The sequence below is a fragment of the Actinacidiphila rubida genome, from assembly GCF_900110255.1.
Lineage (GTDB): Bacteria > Actinomycetota > Actinomycetes > Streptomycetales > Streptomycetaceae > Actinacidiphila > Actinacidiphila rubida.
In genome coordinates, this window is sequence record NZ_FODD01000022.1 from 88640 (window position 1) to 110356 (window position 21717).

Annotated in this window: 17 protein-coding genes; 10 read left to right on the top strand and 7 right to left on the bottom strand. The window is 70.6% G+C overall.

The genetic code is table 11. The features are described 5' to 3' along the window. Positions 1–124: 124 nt before the first annotated feature. Positions 125–1024: an alpha/beta fold hydrolase gene (locus tag BMW99_RS22270; protein ID WP_069464920.1), complete on the bottom strand. Its 900-nt coding sequence runs from the start codon at positions 1022–1024 to the stop codon at positions 125–127. Positions 1025–1109: 85 nt separating this feature from the next. On the opposite strand from BMW99_RS22270, the gene BMW99_RS22275 reads away from it, so the two are divergent. The 3 genes from BMW99_RS22275 (at position 1110) to BMW99_RS22285 (ending at position 4151) form a co-directional block, all read left to right on the top strand. Further along, positions 1110–1586, top strand: a complete 477-nt coding sequence (locus BMW99_RS22275) for a MarR family winged helix-turn-helix transcriptional regulator (protein WP_069464919.1) — start codon at positions 1110–1112, stop codon at positions 1584–1586. Positions 1587–2036: 450 nt separating this feature from the next. Further along, positions 2037–2933, top strand: coding sequence for a helix-turn-helix domain-containing protein (locus BMW99_RS22280; RefSeq protein WP_069464918.1), 897 nt, complete (start codon positions 2037–2039; stop codon positions 2931–2933). 219 nt (positions 2934–3152) lie between these two features. Then, complete coding sequence (locus BMW99_RS22285; RefSeq protein ID WP_176735565.1) at positions 3153–4151, top strand: SMP-30/gluconolactonase/LRE family protein; 999 nt, start codon at positions 3153–3155, stop codon at positions 4149–4151. An 82-nt stretch (positions 4152–4233) separates the two neighbouring features. Here BMW99_RS22285 and BMW99_RS22290 read toward each other — a convergent pair whose 3' ends face one another. Further along, positions 4234–4929, bottom strand: coding sequence for an alpha/beta hydrolase (locus BMW99_RS22290; RefSeq protein WP_069464916.1), 696 nt, complete (start codon positions 4927–4929; stop codon positions 4234–4236). Between the two features lie 93 nt (positions 4930–5022). Here BMW99_RS22290 and BMW99_RS22295 point away from each other — a divergent pair, with 93 nt between their 5' ends. After that, the gene (locus BMW99_RS22295; protein WP_069464915.1) at positions 5023–5670 is read left to right on the top strand and encodes a TetR/AcrR family transcriptional regulator; all 648 of its coding nucleotides are present in this window, start codon (positions 5023–5025) and stop codon (positions 5668–5670) included. Positions 5671–5721: 51 nt separating this feature from the next. On the opposite strand, the gene BMW99_RS39325 is transcribed toward BMW99_RS22295, so the two are convergent. Beyond that, the gene (locus BMW99_RS39325; protein ID WP_141726239.1) at positions 5722–8067 is read right to left on the bottom strand and encodes a tetratricopeptide repeat protein; all 2346 of its coding nucleotides are present in this window, start codon (positions 8065–8067) and stop codon (positions 5722–5724) included. A gap of 187 nt (positions 8068–8254) precedes the next feature. After that, the gene (locus tag BMW99_RS22315; RefSeq protein WP_176735564.1) at positions 8255–10660 is read right to left on the bottom strand and encodes a tetratricopeptide repeat protein; all 2406 of its coding nucleotides are present in this window, start codon (positions 10658–10660) and stop codon (positions 8255–8257) included. Between the two features lie 260 nt (positions 10661–10920). On the opposite strand from BMW99_RS22315, the gene BMW99_RS22320 reads away from it, so the two are divergent. Beyond that, the gene (locus BMW99_RS22320) at positions 10921–12573 is read left to right on the top strand and encodes a CHAP domain-containing protein (RefSeq protein WP_075017411.1); all 1653 of its coding nucleotides are present in this window, start codon (positions 10921–10923) and stop codon (positions 12571–12573) included. 249 nt (positions 12574–12822) lie between these two features. Here the strand turns inward: BMW99_RS22320 and BMW99_RS22325 are convergent, their stop codons facing one another. Continuing rightward, positions 12823–13260 (bottom strand): winged helix-turn-helix transcriptional regulator, encoded by a 438-nt coding sequence (locus BMW99_RS22325; protein ID WP_407640312.1) that lies wholly within the window; start codon positions 13258–13260, stop codon positions 12823–12825. A 140-nt stretch (positions 13261–13400) separates the two neighbouring features. Between BMW99_RS22325 and BMW99_RS22330 the strand changes: the two genes are divergently transcribed. Beyond that, positions 13401–14273 (top strand): aldo/keto reductase family oxidoreductase, encoded by an 873-nt coding sequence (locus BMW99_RS22330; RefSeq protein WP_069467436.1) that lies wholly within the window; start codon positions 13401–13403, stop codon positions 14271–14273. 133 nt (positions 14274–14406) lie between these two features. Here BMW99_RS22330 and BMW99_RS22335 read toward each other — a convergent pair whose 3' ends face one another. After that, positions 14407–15615 (bottom strand): amidohydrolase family protein, encoded by a 1209-nt coding sequence (locus tag BMW99_RS22335; protein ID WP_069467435.1) that lies wholly within the window; start codon positions 15613–15615, stop codon positions 14407–14409. A gap of 253 nt (positions 15616–15868) precedes the next feature. Between BMW99_RS22335 and BMW99_RS22340 the strand changes: the two genes are divergently transcribed. Continuing rightward, entirely contained in the window at positions 15869–16525 is a 657-nt protein-coding gene (locus tag BMW99_RS22340; RefSeq protein WP_075017412.1) for a GntR family transcriptional regulator, read from the top strand. Positions 16526–16724: 199 nt separating this feature from the next. Here BMW99_RS22340 and BMW99_RS22345 read toward each other — a convergent pair whose 3' ends face one another. Further along, positions 16725–17660, bottom strand: a complete 936-nt coding sequence (locus BMW99_RS22345) for a carbamate kinase (RefSeq protein ID WP_075017413.1) — start codon at positions 17658–17660, stop codon at positions 16725–16727. A 137-nt stretch (positions 17661–17797) separates the two neighbouring features. Between BMW99_RS22345 and BMW99_RS22350 the strand changes: the two genes are divergently transcribed. From BMW99_RS22350 to BMW99_RS22360, 3 genes are read left to right on the top strand one after another with little or no spacing between them, the layout of a single operon-like run. Beyond that, positions 17798–18715: an oxamate carbamoyltransferase subunit AllH family protein gene (locus tag BMW99_RS22350; protein ID WP_075017414.1), complete on the top strand. Its 918-nt coding sequence runs from the start codon at positions 17798–17800 to the stop codon at positions 18713–18715. Next, positions 18712–20262, top strand: coding sequence for an acyl-CoA synthetase FdrA (gene fdrA / locus BMW99_RS22355; protein WP_069464552.1), 1551 nt, complete (start codon positions 18712–18714; stop codon positions 20260–20262). The genes BMW99_RS22350 and fdrA overlap by 4 nt, the downstream gene beginning before the upstream one ends. Then, positions 20259–21695, top strand: a complete 1437-nt coding sequence (locus tag BMW99_RS22360; RefSeq protein ID WP_069464551.1) for a YlbE family protein — start codon at positions 20259–20261, stop codon at positions 21693–21695. Before fdrA ends, BMW99_RS22360 begins: the two co-directional genes overlap by 4 nt. Positions 21696–21717: the final 22 nt, after the last annotated feature.

Here is a 21717-nt window from a genome sequence, read left to right on the forward strand (position 1 = left end):
CGTCGAGCGCGGCGACGCGGAATCGCCCGGAATGGCAGCCGACAGGTCCCACGCTGATCGAGGACCTGGACCAGGACCGCTGCTTCGACCGTTGACGACCCCGAGGACAACTGCTGCCGCGGCGCTACGAACTGCTGCTGTCGATTCCTCCGGTGAACTCCAGGATGACGGCCGCGAGCGTTTCAGGAGCTTCCTGCGCGATGAGGTGGCCGACCCCCTCAATATGCACCGCGGTGACCTCGCCGGCGGCCACCTGACGGAAGGTCGTTTCGGTGATCGTTCCATGGCCTGCACCCTCGACGGTGAGCACCGGCACGGCGATCGGGTGGGACTCGGCCAGAGCCTTGGTTGCGCCGTTGTCGGCGAGAACGCCTCGGTAGAGACCCTCCGTGCCTCGCCAGGCGTTCGGGCGCGCGTAGCTTCGAACGAATTCGTCGATGTCGCTTTCGCCGATGGCTCCCTCCGTCCCGTTCATCAGCGGGAAGGCCCAGTCGGCCAGGAGTTCGCGCTCATGGCCCGGAACGAGCATCGCGGCTATGCCCGGAGCGCCGAGGAATCCGACGTGCCAGGAACCGTGGTTGTTCACGTCGGCAAGAGCCTCGAATCCGAAACCGGCGAGGGTCGTCTCGACTCCGGTGAAGCTGATGACGTCCTCCGGGTGCGTTGCCGCGAACCGGAAGCCCGTGCCGCCGCTGATGTCCTGGCAGAGGAGGTGCACGGGACCCGCGCCGATGTGCTCGACGAGATGGTGCAGGTCCTCAGCTGCGACCGTCTCGCCGTACTCGGTGTCGGCGTTGCCGGAGTCGCCGAACCCGCGGAGGTCGAGGGCGAAGACCCGGTGCGTCCGCGCGAGCACCGGAATCAGCTTGCGGAACGCCCACCAGGTCTCCGGCCAGCCGTGCACCAGCAGGATCGGTGAGCCGCCGGCGCCGGCGGAGACGTAGTGCAGTTGAGTTCCGTTGACCTCGGCGAGCTGATGCGTGACGCCGGGAATGGTCGCCCCGGGGGGCGTGATCGTGGGCACGAGAAAGCTCCCAAATAGGCAACCTGGTTGCTCATCAAGATAGGCAACCCGGTTGCCTTTGTCAACGTGGTCCTATGCTGGCCGCATGTCCAGATCAGGCGCCGATCTCGCCCTGCTCCTGCTCGCCGGCTTCCGCACTTTGGCGGATCGAGCGACCGCCGAGCTCGCCGACCGCGGGTTCGAGGACGTACGGCCGGTGCACGACTTCGCCCTCCGGTCGATCCTGTCCGGCGCCGACAGCACCTCCGAACTCGCCCGCAGACTGTCGGTGACGAGACAGGCAGCCGCGAAGACGATCGCCGCACTGGAGGAACGTCGCTACGTAGCGCGCCAACCCGACTCGGACGACCGTCGGCGGACGCGGCTGCGCGTCACCGAGCATGGACTCGCGTTGTTGCGACAGGGCGAGGCGGTCTTCGACGAGCTCCGCGAGCAGTGGGAGAAGCAGTCGGGCAAGGCGTCGGTCTCGACACTCGAAGAGACACTCCGTTCACTCGTCGGGGACAGCGCGATCCGGCTCGATTCACCGGGCTGGATCGCGCGTCTCCCGGACGTGGAGTAGGCGGCCACGGCGGGCGGGGAAGGTGCCGAGGTTCCGATGGCGTCGAACTGCCCGGCACGCTCGTGATCGCCGCACGCGGTCAACACGTCCACAGTCGCCTCGGGCTGCTCACCGGGAATGGGCAGGCACTGGCCCATAGTCAGGACGACGGCCCACACATAAACCTGACGGGTAGTCAGCTCATCCAGCGCCACACCCGTTGCGGGCGAGTTGCGGCCCGAACGAGGCGGTAGCGGAACCGCGGCCAGTTCGAGATCCCACAGCGCGGCCCCAAGTGCTCCCCTGCCAGCCGCCGTTCGGCCTAAACGCCTGAAGATCGATACCGCTGCCCCGACACAGCACAACTCCGGCTTTCCCCGCACCCGCAGACGGGGCGCCCCCTCGCCGTACCCGTACCCGTACCCCGACAGGGTCAGGTACCGATCGCGGGAGGCGCGCATACTCGGCTCCATGAACAAGCACGGGCAACTCGCCGACTTCCTCCAGACCCGCCGGAGCCAGCTGCGGCCCGAGGACCTCGGGCTGCGGACCTACGGCGAGCGGCGCCGGGTGCCGGGTCTGCGGCGAGAAGAGCTCGCGCTGCTCGCCGGCATCAGCACGCCCTACTACACCCGCCTGGAGCAGGGGCAATCGCGCAACGCCTCTCCCGAGGTCCTGGACGCCATCGCCGGCGCCCTGCGGCTGGACGAGTCCGAGCGTGCCCATCTGCACACCTTGGCCCGTGCACCGCGAGGACGCCAACGCGCGAGCCGGCCGCCGGCCGAACGCGTCACCCCGGCGACCAGCGCCCTGCTGGCAGCCATCGAGGGCACGCCCGCCATCGTCATGGGCCGCCGCACCGACGTGCTGGCCTGGAACCGTCAGGGCCACGCACTGTTCGCCGGCCATCTCGACCCGGGCGGCCCCGACAACCCCGGCCGGCGGCCGAACATGGCCAGGCTGGTCTTCCTCGACGCGCACACCCGCGACCTGTACGCCGACTGGCCCGCCAAGGCCAGGGCCGTCGTGGGCAACCTGCGCCTGACCGCCGGACGGCACCCGGACGATCCGCTGCTGGCCGGGCTCATCGGCGAACTGACCATAAGCAGCCCGGAGTTCGCCACGATGTGGGCCGACCACCGGATCGTGGCCTGCGACACCGCCGACTACCAGATGCACCACCCGCTGGTCGGGCCCCTGACCGTCACCCAGCAGACGCTGCAGAACCCGCAGGGCAACGGCCCGGCCGTCGTGGTTGCCACAGCCGCTCCCGGATCCCCCTCCGCGACGGCCCTGTCGCTGCTCGCCCACGCCATCGCACCGCAGGAAGCGGCGGCCCGGCAGCACGACGCCCGCACCACCACCTGACACAGCGTCCGCCGCACCGCCCGGCCCCAGCCTCTCCGAGAGCCTGCCGCGTGCCCGCCGTCGGCGGCGCTGCATCGCCGATCCGGCCCCGGCGGCGGAGCCCCACTGCCGAGCCCGCCACTCCCACGCCGTCGCACCCCCACGACCGGCGTTCCCCTTGACCACGGCACCGCACCGCGGCTGCCGCATGCCCGAAACCAGAGAAGCAGAGTAGGAACCGTGTCCAAGCGAAGCATCATGAGCACCGTCTCGGCCGTCCTCGTCACTGCCGCAGCCCTCGCCGCGGCTGCGCCTGCCGGTGCGACGCCGGCGGCCCGAGGACCGCTGACCGACGTCCGCATCACCGACCACTTCGATCTGCTCGCAGGCCAGATGCCGGAGAACATCGCCCTGCTGCCCGACGGCACGGCGGACGTCACCTTCGCCGGAGCCCGCCAGGTGGCGCAGATCACCCCCCACGGCGCGACGCGCATCCTGGCGACGCTGCCCGAACCCGCCGACCGCGGAGTCAACACGCCCGTCCTGAAGTTCCCCCTGACCACGGGCATCGTCCGCACCGCGGACGGCACCGTGTACGTGCTGTACGCGACGGGCACGGCCGACCTGACGGGGCTGTGGCGGATACGTCCCGGGCAGTCCCCGCAGCGCATCGCCGCCCTGCCCGCGGACGGCCTGCCCAACGGTCTGGCCCTGGACGAGAACGGCAAGCAGCTCTACATCACCGACTCGGTACTCGGCACCGTGTGGACAGTCCCCACCACCGGTGGCACGCCCACCGCCTGGTCCACCGCCTCCGAGCTTGCCTCGACCGGCTTCCTCGGAGCCAACGGCGCGAAGGTGCACGGCGGTGCCCTGTGGGTGAGCAACCTCGACCAGGGCACCCTCCTGCGCATCCCCATCGGTTCCCGCAATCGTGCGGGAGCGCCGCAGGTCACGGCATCCGGCCTGGTCGGCATCGACGACTTCGCCTTCACCGGCCGCGGCAACCAGGTCCTGGCCGCCCTCAACGGCCCCAACCGGGTCGTGCTCATCCAGCCCGACGGCACCAGCTCCACCGTCGCGGACAGCACCGACGGGCTCCAGAACCCCACATCCGTGGCACTGCGCGGCGACGACGTGTACGTGCTCAGCGCCGCCTACACCACGAACACCGACCCCAACCTGCTGCACGCATCCATGGGGAGAGCGCATCGGGCCCTTTCGCCGGCCCGAAACTGACGCTTCCGGTCGGGTGACCGTCTTCCACGGGGACTGCGCCCGGCCTTCGGATCGCGCCGGCCCCGCTCGTCCGCGGCTGCCCTCACAGACTCAGCAGCAGGTCCCGGACCGCGGCGGGCTGGGACAGGAACGGGTGGTGGCCGGCGTCGAGTTCGACGACGCTGCCGGCCCGGCGGGCGAACTCGCGCTGAAGCCGCGGCGGGGTGCCCCGGTCCTGGGCGCAGACGAGGTACGTGGAGGGCAACTGCTGCCATGCGGCCGCCCCGACCGGCTGCCCGGTCACCTGCACGCTCTGCCGGGCGAGGTGGGTCCCCGCCTGCACCTGGACCTCGGGGCCGCAGTCCTGCAGGAAGGTATCCACGAGCAGCTCGGGGCGGACCCCGAACGTGCCGGCGTCGGGGTCGACGTCGAGGAACGGGGCGGGGCCGCCGTCCCCGAACTCCGACAGGCTCTGCCCGACCTCAGGCAGGTAGCTGGAGACCAGCAGCAGGTGGCGTACCGACCCGATTCCCGCGGCGGCTTCGGCGGTGATGATGCCGCCGTAGCTGTGGGCGACCACGATGGTCGGCTCGTCGCCGTCCTGCAGCACCTGCCGTACCGCGGCGACATCTTCGGGCAGCCCCGGGCCGCCGACGCCGCCGGGCAGGCCCGCCTCGCCGCAGCTCGGCAGCGCCGGGGCCACGCTCGGCACCCCTCGCTCTTGCAGCAGCTCGGCGGTGCGGTGCCACCACCACGACCCGTCCCGCACGCACGCCCCATGCACGAACACGACCCTCATCGCTACCTCCACGTCTGCCGTGACTGCCGTGACTGCCATGACTGCCTCCTGCCGACGATAGACGTAGTAGTTGTTACGTGAAAAAATTGGGCGGTGGGTAGAAGACCGCAACCGCACATCAAGGACAGGCTGCTCGATGCCTGCGCCGATCACGCCCTCGCGCACGGCCTCCCCGACCGGCTCGAGCCGCTGGCCACCGCCACCGGCACCTCGGCCCGCATGCTGATCTATCACTTCGGCACCCGCGACGCGCTGCTGCGGGCCGTCCTCGGGCACGCGCGGCAACGTCAGCTCGACACATTCGGCGACTTCCTGCGGGTGCGGCCCGACGAGCCGTACACGGCCACCCTGAACCGCGCCTGGACCTCCATCACCGGCCCGGACGGCCAGCCGTACCTGCGGATGTTCGGTCAGCTGCGCGAGAGTGCGGAGCAGCAGTTGTGGCCGAACTTCCGGCGCACCGCGACGACCGACTGGCTCGGGCCGCTCGAGGACGGCCTGCGCAGCATCGGTCGGCCGGATCTCGCGACGCTCGTTCTCGCTGTCATCCGTGGTCTCCTCATGGACCTCGACGCCACCGGCGACACCACCCGCACGGACCGGGCCTTCCGCGACTTCCTCGGCGCAGTCGAGCACCTGGCCAGGGGCTACCGCCCAGATGCAGTTGCCCTCGTCCCGGACGGTGTCCCGCCGGGCGGTGCAGCAGCCCCACCAAGGCCGGGGATGCCGAACGGCTCATGACGGCCCTTCTGGTCGCACGCCCGCCATGCCGAGGCGACGGGGCAGTAGACGTCACACGCGAACCGCCCTTTGACATGCCCCCTGGTCACGGTGCAGAGCGAGCTTGCCGCGGATCTTGTCGGCGTGGGGGTCATCGAGTTCGGTGAGGATGTCCAGGGCATGTCGCCAAGCGTCGTGGGCTGCATCGGGATGGTGTGCCGCATGGTGGGCGTCGCCGAAGCGATGGAGGATGTCTGCTTCCAGCGGGCGGTCGCCGAGGTCGCGGCACAGGTCAAGGGCGCGTGTGTAGCACGCGAGAGCCTGGGGGTGCTGGCCCAGGTGGCTGTGGGCGTAGGCGATGCTGTCCCAGGCATGGGCCTGCCGTTCACGGTCGTCGAATTCTTCGAGGACGGGCAGAGCCTGCCGGCAGCAGGTCAAGCCCAGTGCGTAGTCGCCAAGGCGCGCGTGCGACCAGCCGATGGCGGTCAGAGTCTGGGCCTGCCCCAGCCGGTGGCCACTGGACTGGTACAACGCCTGTGCTCGACGGGCGAGCGCAAGTGCATCGGAAATGGCAGGAGGGCTTTCCCACGCCTTCACTCTGGCGAGTTCGATGTACGTGTCGGCCTGCCCGTCCAGGTCACCGATCCGGCGGAACAGGCCGAGGGCGTGGCGCAGGTGATGCCGGGCGTCCGCGTAGTTGCCACGGCGGCGGTGGGCGCGGGCGACGATACTGCCGGCGATGGCCTTCCCGAGGGGGTCGGCCAGCCGGTCGGCGGCGTCCGTCGCGGTGTTGCCGACGGCGGCAAGGTCGTGCCAGTTCCCGCGCCGGTCGAGGTAGGTGGCGAGGGCGTGGGCCAACTGCCAGGTGTGGGCGGGGAAATCGGTGGCGGCGGCGTGGCCTACCGCGCTGAGGAGTACGGCATGTTCGGTGGTGAACCAGGCCAGCGCCCGCTCGTGATCGGCGAAGTGCTCCAGGCAGACCCCCGGCTGCGGCGGGGGCAGCTTCAGCGGGTCCCGGCCCCGTTCGACCAGCATGGCGGCGTCGTTCGCGGTATGCACATAGTGATCCAGCATCCGGTGCACCGCGGCGCGGCGCTCCTGCCCCGTGTCATGGGTGTTGGCCTGCTCATGGGCGTAGGCGCGGAGCAGGTCGTGGAGTTCGAAGCGCCCGCTGCGCTTTTGCTGGAGCAGGTGTTCGTCCAGGAGCAGTTCCAGTACCTCGGCTGCCTCGCCGGCGGTGATGCCCGCCAACGCGGCGGCCGCCGCTGCGCTGAAGTCCGGGCCGGGGTGCAGGCCGATGAGGCGGAACACCTGCTGTGCCCTGTCCGAGAGTGCCTGGTAGGACGCGTCGAACACCGGGCGTAACGCGCGGCCGCCGGCACTGATCGCCTCCAGGCGCCCGGCCTGCATCCGGTCGGCGAGTGCGGCCAGGCTCCAGGCGGGCCGGGAGCGGAGCCGGGCGGCCGTCAGCGCCAGAGCGAGCGGGAGGCGGTCACAGTACTCGACGACCCTTGCGGCAGCTTCGGGTTCAGCGGCCACACGATCGTGTCCGGCGATCCGGGCCAGCAGGTCGAGTGCCTCGGCCTCGGTGAACGTGTCGATCAGGTGCGGAGTGACACCGTCGAGTCCGGCGAGACTGCGGCGGCTGGTGATCAGGACCAGACATGTGGGCCCGGCTGGGATGAGGTCGCGGACCTGGTCCTCGGTGGCGGCGTTGTCCAGCAGCACCAAGGCACGACGATCCCTCATGCGGTCGCGGTACATCGCCGCCCGCTCGTCCCGACCCTCGGGGATCTGCTGCGCGGCCACTCCCAACTGCCGCAGGAACGCCTCCAACGCCGCGGACGGGTCCGCGGGCGGGAGTTCGGGGTCGAAGCCGCGCAGGTTCACATACAACTGCACGTCGGTGAAGTGCCCGGCACGTACCAGTTCGTGTGCGGCATGGATCGCGAGCTGGGTCTTGCCGACCCCGGCCATGCCCTCCACGGCGGAGATCACGACCGTGTTCGCACCGCTGCGGTCGTGATGCTCCGTCGCGGCCGCGATCAGGCGGACGAGTTCCTCCCGGCGCCCGGTGAACGTCGCCAGATCCGTGGGCAGTTGACCGAAAACCCCGACCGGGCCGCCGGTCCGGGCCGGCCCGTGGACCTTGATGCACGCCGCGCGCCAGACATCGACCGCGGGTTCGTCCGCCCCCAGCGCCCGGACGATTCCCACGACCAGGTCCAGGTCCAGGCGACTGCGTCCGGTCTTGAAGACGTCCACGACCGTGGAAGTCGAGACAACCCGCGCCGCCCGCATCAGCGGCCCGGCCCTTTTGGCGAGCACCCGGTACGACGGCATCCCCGCCCAGGCCCGTAACTCACCCAGTAAACTGACGAACTCCTCCAGATCCGCCGCCTTGCTCGGATCCGGCATAGTGCCCCGCTGCCCACCCACGACGCTCACTCCCCCGTGAAGCCGTGCTCCTGACAGGAAGAGTCTATAAGACGGCTGTAGACGCACCAGGACTCCCGGCGGCGCCTCCAGCGGGACGGCGTTGACCGGTTCGAGGCAGGCCTTGCGGGCGTGGTGTCGTCACCCGCGTTGGGCGGTGTTGCCGCCTTCACCGGCCGGGAGATCGGGTCGTCGGCGAAGAGTTCCGGGGCTGCGGCGGTAGGGATTCGGGGTCCTCCCAGTCCGTCGGGGTCCAGGGGGCCGTCGGGTCCTTCCGGGAGATGTCGAGCCGGTGCCGTGCCTGTGCGGCCCAGGGGTGTGTGATCTCTTCATACAGGAGCTGTGCTTCCTGCCAGGCGTGTCGGGCCTTGTCGATCTGGCCGGCAGCAGCGTGGGTCTCGCCCGTGCCCATGAGTGCGTTCGCTTGGAGGAGGTTGTCCGCGAGGAGGTCGGCGAGCTGTTGCTGGTCGCGGTAGAGGTCGAGTGCGGCGCGGTGGTTCGCGGCGAGCAGGTGGAACCAGGCGAGGTTTCCGATGGCCATGGCCTGGTTGCGGTGGTCTTGGACTTGGCGGAAGGCCGAGAGAGCCAGGTGGGTGTCGGCGACGGCCTGAGCAAGGTTCCCGAGTCGCTGGTGAATCACGCCGCGGTTCATCAGGGCTATCGCCAGAACGCGTTGCCCGTCCGGGCCTTGGAGCAGGTCGATCGCCCGGGTATAGAGGGAAACGGCGTGGTCCTTGTTCCCGCGCTGCGTTTGTACCGAGCCGTAGTCGACGAGGGCCGAGCCCTCGCCAGTGGGGTCGCCGATCGCACGGTAGATGCGCCTGGCTTCCAGAAGACAGCGCTCGGCGTCGTCGAGGCGGTCCGTCCTGAAGTAGACGCCCCCGAGCCCGGTCACCATCAAGGCCTCCGCGGCCCGGTCACCCGAAGCCACGGCGGCCTCAACGGCGAGTTTCTGCACGGCGAGGAAGTCGTCGAACTGGTTACGAACGACGCGGAACTGCTTCTGCACCAAGGCGAGTTGCCAAGTGTGACGGTGGAGCCCGGCTTTTGCCGCGGCTTGCTGGAGGGCGGTGATGTTCTGCCACTCCTGGTCGAACCAGGCCAGCCCTTCGTCGTAGCTGCCGAATTGCGCCCGCTCACCAGGACCGTCGGGGAGAACGCGGAGAAGGGCGGGTGTGTTGATGGCCGTGGCCGCTGCGTGGCCGGCGGTCACGTACCAGGAAGCCAGTCGGGTCAGCGCGGCTTGTGCGTCGTGTTCCGGCTCGGCCTGGGCGAGCTTGAGAGCGTAGGCACGGACGAGGTCGTGGAGTTCGTACCGCCCAGGCGTACTCTGACGGACCAGGTTCTCGTCCTGAAGGTGTTCGAGCGCGGCCTCGGCCTCACGCAGGGGGACTTCGGCCAGAGCGGTGACCATGGACGGCGTGAAGTCGTGCCCCGGGTGGTGGCCCAGCAGACGAAAGGTCCTGCGTAGTCGTTCGGGCAAATCACGGTAGGAGAGGTCGAAGACCGGGGTCAGCGCACGGCCCCCGGCGTGCATCTCGTCAAGGCACCCGTCTTCCAGCCGCTCGGCCATGACCGCGAGGGACCAGGCTGGTCGGGAGCGCAGCCGGGCGGCTGCCAGTGCCACCGCGAGCGGAAGGTGGTCGCAGCAGTCGACGATGCGGGCCGCCGCCTCGGGTTCGGCTACGACGCGGTCGCGTCCCGCGATCCGCATCAGCAGGTCCAGCGACTCGGTTTCCGAGAACACGTCGATCAAGTACGGGTCGACACCGTCCAGACCGGCCAGGCTGCGACGGCTGGTGATCAGCACCAGGCAGCCGGGGCCGGCGGGAACGAGGTCGCGGACCTGGCCCTCGTCGGCGGCGTTGTCCAGCAGTACCAGCCCACCGCGCTCGCGTAACTTGTCCCGGTACATCGCCGCGCGTTCGTCCCGGGCAGCGGGGATGTGCTTCGGGGCCACGCCCAACTGCCGCAGGAACGCCTCCAGGACAGCCGAGGGGTCCGCGGGAGGGTGATCGGGGTCGAAGCCGCGCAGGTTCACATACAGCTGGATCTCGGCGAAGTGTCCGTCGCGCAAGAGCTGGTGGGCGGCGTGGATCGCGAGCTGGGTCTTGCCGACGCCGGCCATGCCCTCGATCGAGGAGACCACGACGTTGTTCGCGCCGCTGCTGTCGCCTTCGCGCGGGTTCGTCGCAGCGGCGACCAACCGGGCGAGTTCCTCATGGCGTCCGGTGAAGGTGGCGAGATCCGTCGGCAACGACCCGAACTCGCCGGCCGGGCCGTCGGTTCTGGCCCGTGCATGGACCCTGATGCATGCCTGGCGCCAACGATCGACCGCGGGCTCGTCCGCACCGAGCGCGCGAACGATCGCGACCACGAGGTCCAGATCCAGGCGGCGCCGACCGGGCTTGAACACGTCCACCACCGTGAACGGCGACACCACCCGCGCAGGCCGCATGAACGGCCCGACCCGCTTGGCCAGCATTCGGTACGACGGCAACCCCGCCCACGCGCGCAGCTCACCCAGCAGACCGACGAACTGCCCCAGGTCCCCGGCCCCGTCCGGGTCCGGCATGGACCCACCCTGCTCAGCCATCACGCCCCCGTGAAGTCACGCCCCTGACTGACCCGAGTCTACGAGTGGGGTGTGTGGGCTTGTGTGGGAAACGCGACTCCATACGGGCACCCGGGGCACCGTGGTCGTGTCCCGGTGCACGGCAAACGGCGCAGGCCCTGCCCCGATCTACGTCCAGGCCGCGTGCGCGTCCACTCGGCACCGGCACACCGGATCGGGCACCCCGACCCCATCGGCTCCGTCCAAGGAGAGTACCCGCAATGCCATCCAGTCGACGTTTACGCTCCATCGCCGCGGCGGCCTGTCTCGCGCTGTCCGGCCTCACCCTGAGCGCGGTCACCGCCCAGCAGGCAGCCGCGGCAACCGACACCAGCAAGATCGTCTCCGCGGCCCGCAGCCAACTCGGTTCCGATGGCTGCGGCATCGTGGACTGCAGCGTGGAGTGGTGCGCCGAGTTCTCGAAGTGGGCGTGGCAGCAGGGCGGCGTGGACGTCACCACGCTCGGTGCCACGGTCACCACGTTCGTCAACTACGGTGACGCCAACGGCACCTGGCACGACCCGTCCGGCTACACGCCCCAGCCCGGCGACGCCATGATCTTCGGTGGTCCGGGATTCCCGACCAAGGCCAGCGGCGGAGCGCACGTCGGCCTGGTGGAGAGCGTCAACTCCAACGGGACCATCACCGAGATCGGCGGCAACCAGGGTCACAAGGTCACCGAGGTCACCGGCACGGCAGCTTCCATCGAAACGCAGCTCGAGGGCTCCTCGTACAGCTTCCTGGGCTACGTCAGTCCGCTCGGCGTCCCCGCCCCGACACCTCCGGCCAATGCCGCTGCTTCGGACAGCAGTTGGGCGGTGTACAACCCCAACGCGCGGGTGATGTCCCTGTTCGGTCTGGGGTCGGGGGGTCATCTCGGCTTCACCAACAGCTTGAACGGCGGGGCCAGCTGGAGCAACTGGGCCGAGGCCAACGGCTACTGGACGCTGCAGGGCACGCCGAGCGCGGTCTACGACCCGGACGCCAAGGCGACGCTGCTGTTCGCCCGCGGCTCGGCCGACGGCGCCATGGGCATCAGCAGGAGCACCAACAACGCAGCCAGCTGGTCGAACTGGACCCAGGTCAACCCGTACTGGACGAACTTCAAGGGCGACGCCTCGGCCGTCTACAACTCCACCACCAAGAGGGTCACCGTCTTCGCCCGCGGCGGCGACGGCCGCATCGGCTACACCCAATCCACCAACGGCGGCGTCAGCTGGACCAACTGGGCGGAAGTCAACGCCTACTGGAACAACTTCTCCGGCGACCCCCACGTGATCTTCAACCCCACCACCAACCGGATGACCGTCTTCGCCCGCGGCGGCGACGGCCGCATCGGCTACACCCAATCCACCAACGACGGCGCCAGCTGGTCCAACTGGGCCGAAGTCAACGCCTACTGGAACAACTTCTCCGGCGACCCACACATCGTCCTCAACCCCACCACCAACCGGATGACCGTCTTCGCCCGCGGCGGCGACGGACGCATCTGCTACACCCAATCCACCAACGACGGCGCCAGCTGGTCCAACTGGGCCGAAGTCAACGCCTACTGGAACAACTTCTCCGGCGACCCCCGGCCGGTCTACAACCCCCACACCAAAACGATCTCACTCCTCGCCCGCGGCGGCGACGGACGCATCGGCTACACCCAATCCACCAACGACGGCGCCAGCTGGTCCAACTGGAACGAAGCCAACGCCTACTGGAACAACTTCACCGGCGACCCCACCCCCGTCTACGACCCCGACACCACCCAGAACACCGCCTTCGCACTCGGAAGCGGCGGCCACATGGGCTACACCCAGAGCAACAGCAACGGCTGGACCAACTGGTCCGAAGTCAACGCCTACTGGACCCTCATCGGCTCCTGAACAACCACACCCCAGACGGCTGGCCACACGCACGCCGGCACAGCCCCCACCGTGTCCCGCGGCTCCGAACCGGGAGTCGCGGACACGGTGCTTCCCCTTCCTGCCCGCCTCCCCCACCACCGGATTGCCGACCTTCGCATCGGAGAAGATCGGAGAAGATCGGAAAAGGTGGACAGCGGTGGGTGCGCAGCCGCGGGGTATCACGTGATCGTCCCCATGCAGAGGTGTTGGACGGTTGGATGTGAGTCGTCAGGAGGTGCGCGAGTCGTATGTCTCGCGGTTCGCGAGGACCTCGGCCATGTGCGCCTGCGCCCAGTTCCTGAGCCCGCGCGTCATGTGGTGGAGCGAGAGGCCGAGCTCGGTCAGCTCATAGGAGACGGTGACAGGGACGGTCGGCGTCACGGTACGGGTGAGCAGACCATCGTGCTCCAGCGACCGAAGCGTTTGGGTCAGCATCTTCTGGCTGACCCCGGCCAGAAGACGAGAGATCTCGGAGTAACGCATCGCCTTCGGAGCGACTGCTTGTGCCGCACCGGGCTGGCCGGGGCTGTTGTCGCCGCCCAGCGCACACAGGATCAGGACGACCCACTTGTCCGAGATGCGGTCGAGCAACTGCCGGCTGGGGCACCCCGCAAGGAACGCGTTGTACTCCACCTTGGCCTGCGCCCTCTTCTGGGCCGCTTTCATCGTCGTCACTGATCACACCTCTCACCGATGGGTGGGTTACGCACTCCTGGGTGCCTACTTCCCCATGGGAAGTTTCTCTCCCATGCTGATACAGGGAGGCAGCAGGCGCCACCCCCAAGGGCACGACGAAAGGCAACAAGATGAGCACACCCCCTGTCTCCCTTCCCGGCGGCACCTGGACTCTGGGTGACGTGACCGTCACCCGTTTCGGCTACGGCGCCATGCAACTGGCCGGACCGTGGGTCATGGGGCCGCCCGCCGATCGCGAGGGTGCCCTGGCCGTTCTGCGTGAAGCGGTCGACGCCGGTGTCACCCACATCGACACCAGTGATGCCTACGGGCCGCGCGTCACCAACGAGTTGATCCACGAGGCGCTGCACCCCTATCCCGAGTCGCTGCGCATCGTGACCAAGGTGGGCGCGACCCGTGACGAACAGGGTGGCTGGCCCACGGCCCGGCGGCCCGAAGATCTGCGCCGCCAGGTCCACGACAACCTCACCTCCCTCCGGCTCGACGTACTCGACCTGGTCAACCTCCGACTCGGCAATGCCGAAGGTCCCCAGCCCGGCTCTCTCGCCGAGGCGTTCGAGACGCTCGTCGAACTTCAGCAGCAGGGCCTGATCCGCCACCTCGGGGTCAGCAACGTCACCGAGGAGCAGGTCACCGAGGCACGGAGCATCGCGCCGATCGTGTGCGTGCAGAACATGTACAACCTCGCCCACCGCCACGACGACAAGCTCATCGACCGACTCGCCACCGACGCCGTCGCGTACGTGCCCTTCTTCCCCCTCGGGGGCTTCACCCCGCTTCAGTCCTCGGCGCTCTCGGCGGTCGCCGCTCGACTGGCGGCGACACCGATGTCCGTCGCGCTGGCCTGGCTGCTGCAGCGATCACCGAACATCCTGCTCATCCCCGGCACGTCATCGACGGCGCACCTGCGCGAGAACATCGCCGGCGCGGGACTCTCCCTCTCTCATGAGGACCTGACCGCACTGGACGACATCAGCCGCTGAACGCCCGGAGCTGACCGGCTCACAGGTCACGACCGAAGCCACCGCCCGGCGCTGCGGGACCCGGACACGTCGCAGTCCTGCCAGGAGCCGGGCGGGCCGCGTATCCCGGGGGGCTGCTCCCGTACGGCCGGGCTCAGCCCACGAGTTGGAGTCCGGCGGCGACGATCCGGCCAGCGTGGACGACCGTGCGGTCGGTGCCGCGGTCCATCACGGCGGCGGCCACGCTGTCGCCGCCCACCAGGACGAGGTCGGCCGCGTCGCCGACGTCCAGGCCGGGCCGGTCGGCGGTGGAGGTCAGACGCTGCAGGGAGGGGTCGAGCAAGGTGTGGCCGCCGCGGCTGGCCACCGCCCAGCAGTGCTCGATGAGCTCGTCCCGGCGGTACCGGTTGGTGAACGCCAGCTGCCAGGTGCGGTCCAGCATGTCGCCGTTGCCGTAGGGCGACCAGTGGTCGCGCTGGCCGTCCTGCCCCAGGCCGACCCGCACACCGGCCCGCGTCAGGTCCGCCAGGGGCAGCGCGTGCGCCTGCTGCGCCGGTGCGATCGTGGCCATCGACACGTCGAGTTCGGCGAACTCCTCGACGAGGCGGCGGGTGGTGGCCTCGTCGACGGTCCCCAGCTCGTAGGCGTGGGAGAGCGTGACCTTGCCCTGCATGCCGAGCGCGCGGACGCGCTCCAGGATCAGGTCGGTGCTGTACACGCCGAGGTGTCCCGGCTCGTGCAGGTGGATGTCGACCGGCGCCTGGTGGCGCTCGGCGAGGCCGAAGACGATGTCGAGGTGGCGGACCGGGTCGCGGTCCAGCGTGCACGGGTCGATGCCGCCGACGACCGCGGCCCCTGAGGACAGCGCCCGGTCCATCAGCTCGGGGACGCCCTTCTCCAGCAGCAGGCCGGCCTGGGGGAACGCCATGATCTCGACGTCCGCCCGGTCCTTGTGCGCCTCCTTGGCGGCCAGCACGCCCTCGAAGCGCTCCAGCCCGCTGTCGGCGTCGATCTGCGCGTAGCTGCGCACCCGCGTCGTGCCGTGGGCGATCATCCGGCCCAGGAGGCTGGTCGCGCGCTCGGCCACCGGCGGGTCCTCGCGCCAGTGCGCGCGGTCGTTCATCGTCAGGCCCCACACGCCGGGCGACCCGGTGTGCCCGCGGAACGGCAGGCCGACCCGGTTGGAGTCCAGGTGGCAGTGGACGTCGGAGAAGGAGGGCATGACCAGCCGGCCGCGTCCCTGCACACAGGTCCCGTCGTCGGCGCGGGCCGGGTCGTGCGGCAGCACGGCGGCGATCCGGCCGTCCTTGATGTCGACGTCGGCGGACGGCCCGCCCCAGGGACGGACGTTTCGGATCAGCATGGGCAGTGGCTCCTCGCGCTCATGACACGTACCTGATCAGACATGCCGCGACCCTAACATTTGGGATACCAATGAGGGAGTCCAGCCGGCGAAACGCGTGAAGTATGGGACAATTCATGACACCTAATGCGCCACCGCCACGACCGGACAGCATCTTTGGTATGCAGATTGGCGAGAGTGTCCGGCACGGAGCGCGTGGTCGGCTCGTGCGGCCGGGCGCGGTGACCGGGTCCGCCGATGCGAAAATGAGGGAATGACAGGCGCTGAGGAATTCACTCCCGAGTCCGAGCGGGTCATGCGCGTCCTGCGCGATGAGATCGTCGACGGCACTCGGGCACCCGGCAGCAGGCTCGTGGAGCGCGAGATCGCCGCGGAGCTGGGCGTGAGCCGGCTGCCCGTCCGCGACGCCCTGCGCGGGCTGGTGGGCGAGGGCCTGGTGCAGCCGCGCCCGCGGACGTGGGCCGTGGTCCGCGAGTTCAGCACCACGGACATCTCCGACCTGCACGAGATCAGGTCCGCACTGGAGACCCTGGGGTTCCGCCTGGCCGCGCAGCGCCGCACCCGGGCCGGACTGGCCAAGCTGCGCGCCGACCTCGACGCCGAGCTGTCCGCTGCCGCCCGCGGGGACGGCGCCGCCGCACGGCGGGCCGCCGCGGACTTCCACGAAACGGTCACCGAGCTCGCCGACAACGCGATGCTCAGCGAGCTCGAGCTCACACTGCGCAGCCGGATGCGCTGGCTGCTGGGCCAGCACGACGACTTCGCCACCATGGCCGAGGAGCACGAGGCGCTGTACCGGGCGATCGAGGCGCGTGACGTGGCCGGGGTCGCCGAACTGGCGGAGCGCCACCTGGCGACGAGCAGTGACAAGCTCGCGGCGCGACGCAGCCGGGCGGCCGCCGCCGAGTAGGTCCTCCGCGCCCCGGGGCAGGGAAGGACTCAGGCGGGGCTCCGGCGGCATCCGGCGGACCCCGGCCCGTGATTGGTATACCGGATGCCCCACGGCCGCGTGACTCCGCGAGCCGGCCGCCCCCCTGCGGCGGCCGGCGGTCGCTCAGAGACGGCCGCGCTCCCCGCGCGGCGCACGGCGACCGGCGCACGGCGGCCGCTCAGGCGCCGACGTACTCCACGCCGCCGGCCACCTCGGCCCGGATCTCCGTGCCGACCCGCCGGGCCAGCAGGTCGTCCAGCCGCTCCAGCGGGCCGATCAGGGCGCGGCCACCCGCCGCGGCGACCCGCACGGCGGCGTCGACCTTGGGCTGCATCGACCCCTCGGCGAAGGCCAGACGGGCCAGGCCCTCGGGGGACGCGGTGAGGATGTCGCGCTGCTCGGGCGTGCCCCAGTTCTCGCTGACGAAGTCGCCGTCGGTGAGCATGATGAGCATGTCGGCGCCGAGGTCCGCGGCGAGCGCCGCACTGGCCAGGTCCTTGTCGACCACGGCCTGCATGCCGATCTGCCGGCCCTTGGAGTCGGTGCGCACCGGCACACCGCCGCCGCCCACGCAGACCACGAGCGTGCCGGCGTCCAGCAGGCGGCTGACCAGCGGCGCCTGCATGATGCGCAGCGGGCTCGGGGACGGGACCACCCGCCGGAACGCGCCGCCGTCGCGGGCGATCGTCCAGCGGTACTCGGCGGCCGCCTCGGCGGCGTCCTGCGCCGAGTACTGCGGGCCGATCAGCTTGGTGGGGCGCTCGAAGGCCGGGTCGGACTCGTCGACCTCCGTGGTGGTGACGACGGCCGCCACCTCGCGCTCGCCGACCAGGGCGTTGGACAGCTCCTGCTGGATGACGTACCCGATCATCCCCTGCGTCTCGGCGCCGAGGATGTCCAGCGGGTAGGCGGCCACGTCCTGGTACGCCAGGTTCTGCAGGGCCAGCAGGCCGACCTGCGGGCCGTTGCCGTGGGTGATGACGACCTCGTGTTCGCGGGCCAGGCCCGCCAGTGCCTGGCAGGCGCCGCGCACGTTGGCGCGCAGGTGCTCGGCCGTCATCGGCTCCCCGCGCCGGGCGAGTGCGTTTCCTCCGAGGGCGACGACGATGCGCATGTGCTGTCCCTTGCCTTACCTGTGTTCGCATACCGGAACGCAAATGGTATACCAATAGGAGTCGAGGGTTCGGTCCGAGCCCGTCCAGGGTGCGCACGCGCGCGTGCGCACCGGCAGCCGGGAAGGAGGGTGCGGCGATGCGCCACTGCGAGCCGATCGGGCTCCGCGTCGAGTCCGGCGACGCCGGCCTGCTGCGCCGGCTGGACGCCTGGCGCGGCGAGGGCCGGGTGCACTCCGTCTTCACCCGCGTCGTCAACGTGCTGACGCCCCGCGGCACCCTCATCGCGCTCGCCGCCCGCGGCGCCGGGCACGCGCCCCGCACCCTGGCCGCCGACGTCACCGACTGGGCCGGGCGCGGGCTGCTGGCCGGCCAGGCCGCGGTGTTCGCACCCGGCAGCATCACCCTCGCCGTCCCGGGCCGCCCGGTCCGGCTCACCACGGCGGGGGCGCGCGGCTGGTCCGCGGCCGCCCCCTCCGTCGCCGGCCTGCGCCCCGGTGCCCGCGCCACCGCCGCGGACCTGCTGGACCGGTGCAACGCCGAACACGGTGTGCGCGGCGGCATGCTCGGCGCGACACCGGGGGCGGGCCCGATGGAGGCCGCGATCGTCCGCGCCCTGCACCACGGCCGGACGCTGCTCCTCGACGCGATCCGCGCGGGGGACGCCGGCCTGATGCGGCAGGGCGTGCTGGCGCTGCTGGGCCTGGGCCCTGGCCTCACACCGGCCGGCGACGACTTCCTGACCGGCCTCTGCCTGGTCGCCGCGCTGCCCGGCAGCGCGCAGGCCTCCCTCGTCCCCGTCGTGCGCGACCTGGCGTCCGCCCGCCCGGAACGCACCACGGACCTGTCCCTGGCGACGCTGCTGGAAGCCGCCGACGCCCGGGCCCGGGCCGAACTCCTCGACATCCTCCGGCTGGTGGCGCACACCGCCGCGCCCGGGGAACTGCACGCCGCCGCCCGCGCGCTGCTGGCCATCGGCCACACCTCGGGCAGCGACACCCTGTCCGGCCTTGCTGCCGGACTCCGACTGGAAGAAGAACTGCGAGGTCCGCTGTGAGCACCACAGCAGTGGTACGGAAGAACACGTACTTCGACTCCGTGTCCCTGATGTCCGTCTCGACCAAGGCCAACGGCCTGGACGGGGTGGAACAGGCATTCACCGCCATGGGCACCGAGATGAACAAGAGCGTCCTGGAGAACCTGGGGCTGCTCACCGACGAGCTGCGGGACGCCGGCAACGGCGACCTGATGATCGTCCTGGTCACCGCCGACGGGGCCGACACCGACGAGCTGCTCGCCGAGGTCGAGGAGTTGCTGCACCGCAAGGCTCCCGCCTCCGCCGCGGCCGGTACGGTCACCTACCGCACGCTGACCGGCGCGGCCCGGGGCGTCGGGGGCGCCAACCTCGCGGTCATCGCGGTCAACGGCGCCTACGCGGCCCGTGAGGCCCGCAAGGCGCTGCTCAGCGGCCTGCACGTGATGCTGTTCAGCGACAACGTGTCCGTCGAGGACGAGATCGCCCTCAAGCAACTCGCCCACGAGAAGGGCCTGTTCATGATGGGCCCGGACTGCGGCACGGCAATCGTCAACAACGTCGCCCTGTGCTTCGGCAACAAGGTGCGCCCCGGCACCGTCGGCATCGTCGCCGCGTCCGGCACCGGTTCGCAGGAGGTCAGCGTCCGCGTCCACGGCCTGGGCGGCGGCGTCTCGCAGCTCATCGGCACCGGCGGCCGCGACCTGAGCGAGGAGGTCGGCGGCATCATGATGATCGACGGCATCCGCGCCCTCGCCGCCGACGCCGCCACGGACGTGATCGTCCTGGTCTCCAAGCCGCCGGCCCCCTCGGTGGAGGCCAGAGTCCTCGCCGAGGTCGCCGCGGCGGGCAAGCCCGTCGTGGTCTGGTTCATCGGCGGTTCGCAGGAGGCGGTCACCGCCGCCGGCGGCCACTTCGCCGCGGACAGTCTTGACGCGGCCCGCCAGGCGGTGCGGCTGGCCGGCGTCGGGCAGCCGGACGTCGAGGAGTTCGACGCGGTGGCCGCCGCCGACGCCGTCGTCGCCCGGCTCGCCCCCGGGCAGGCCTACGTGCGCGGCCTGTTCTGCGGCGGCACCCTGTGCGACGAGACGATGTACGCGGTGCGCGATGCGGGGACCGAGGTCTGGAGCAACATCCAGAAGGACCCCGCCCACCGGCTGACCGCCTCGGCCCCCAGCACCGGGCACACCTTCCTCGACTTCGGCGACGACGACTTCACCAACGGCCGCCCGCACCCGATGATCGACCCGGCGCTGCGCCTGGAACGCCTCGTCGAGGAGGCCAGGGACCCCGAAGTGGCCGCCGTCGTCATGGACTTCGTGCTCGGCTTCGGCGCCCACGAGGATCCGGTCGGCGTCACGCTGCCCGCGATAGCCGAGGCCCGGCGGATCGCCGAGGAGGCGGGCCGCCACCTGGAGATCATCGGCTACGTCCTGGGCACCGACCTCGACACGCCGTCGCTGGCCGCGCAGACCGCGGCCCTGCGGGCCGCCGGCGTGACCGTCACCCGCAGCAGCACCGAGACGGGCAGCTTCGCCCGCGAGATCGCACGAAAGGCCACGCAGGCATGAGCACGCCCGAAACGCCCTCCGCCGCCTCGCTCTTCGCCGCCGACCTCAGTGTCGTCAACGTCGGTCTGGCGATGTTCGACCGGGACATCGCCGCGCAGGGCGCCGCGGTCACCACCCTGGACTGGACGCCGCCCGGCGGCGGCAGTGCCGAGGCCGTCCGCGCGCTGGACGCCCTGGACGCGCCGGAGGTGGCCGCCCGGATCGAGGCCGCCAACGCCGAGGCGGTCGAGCGGATCACCACCGCCCGGCCCGTTCTCGTCGGCTACGGCCGGGCACTCGACGTCGTCCCCGGCATGACCCCGACCACGATCCTGCACTCCGGGCCGCCCATCACCTGGGAGCGGATGGCAGGCGCGATGCGGGGCGCGGTCACCGGCGCCCTCGTCTTCGAAGGCCTGGCCAAGGACCTCGACGAGGCCGCGGACCTGGCCGCCTCCGGAGCGATCACCTTCGCCCCCTGCCACGAGCACGACTGCGTCGGCTCGATGGCCGGCGTCACCTCCGCGTCGATGTACATGCACGTGGTGCGCAACGAGACGCACGGCAACACCGCCTTCACCAACCTGTCCGAGCAGATGGCGAAGATCCTGCGCATGGGCGCCAACGATCAGAGCGTCATCGACCGCCTGAACTGGATGCGCGACGTCCTGGGCCCGATGCTCAAGGAGGCGCTGGAGATCGGCGGACCGATCGACCTGCGCCTGATGCTCTCGCAGGCCGTGCACATGGGCGACGAGTGCCACAACCGCAACAACGCGGGCACGCTTCTGCTGGCCCAGGCGCTCAGCCCGTCCCTGCTGCAGACGTCGTTCACCACCGCGCAGAAGAAGGAGGTCTTCGACTTCATCGCCGGCTCCGACTACTTCTCGGGACCGACGTGGATGGCGATGGCGAAGGCGGCCCTCGACGCGGCGCACGGCATCGAGAACTCCACGATCGTCACCACGATGGCGCGCAACGGCGTCGAGTTCGGCATCCGGGTCAGCGGTCTCCCCGGCCGCTGGTTCACCGGCCCGGCGCAGAAGGTCGTCGGCCCGATGTTCGCCGGCTACAAGCCCGAGGACTCCGGCCTCGACATCGGCGACAGCGCGATCACCGAGACGTACGGCTTCGGCGGCTTCGCGATGTCCGCCGCTCCCGCGATCGTGGCCCTGGTCGGCGGCACCGTGCAGGAGGCCATGGGCTACACCCGCGACATGGGGGAGATCACCACGACGCAGAACCCCAACGTCACGATCCCCGCCCTCGACTTCCAGGGGCTGCCGACCGGCATCGACGTCCGCAAGGTGCTCGACACCGGCATCCTGCCCGTGATCAACACGGCCATCGCCCACAAGGAGGCCGGCATCGGCATGATCGGCGCGGGCATCACCCACCCGCCCGTCGAGGCATTCACCCACGCGGCCGGCGCGCTCGCCGACGCCCTCACCTGACGCGCGAGCGCCCGACCGAAGG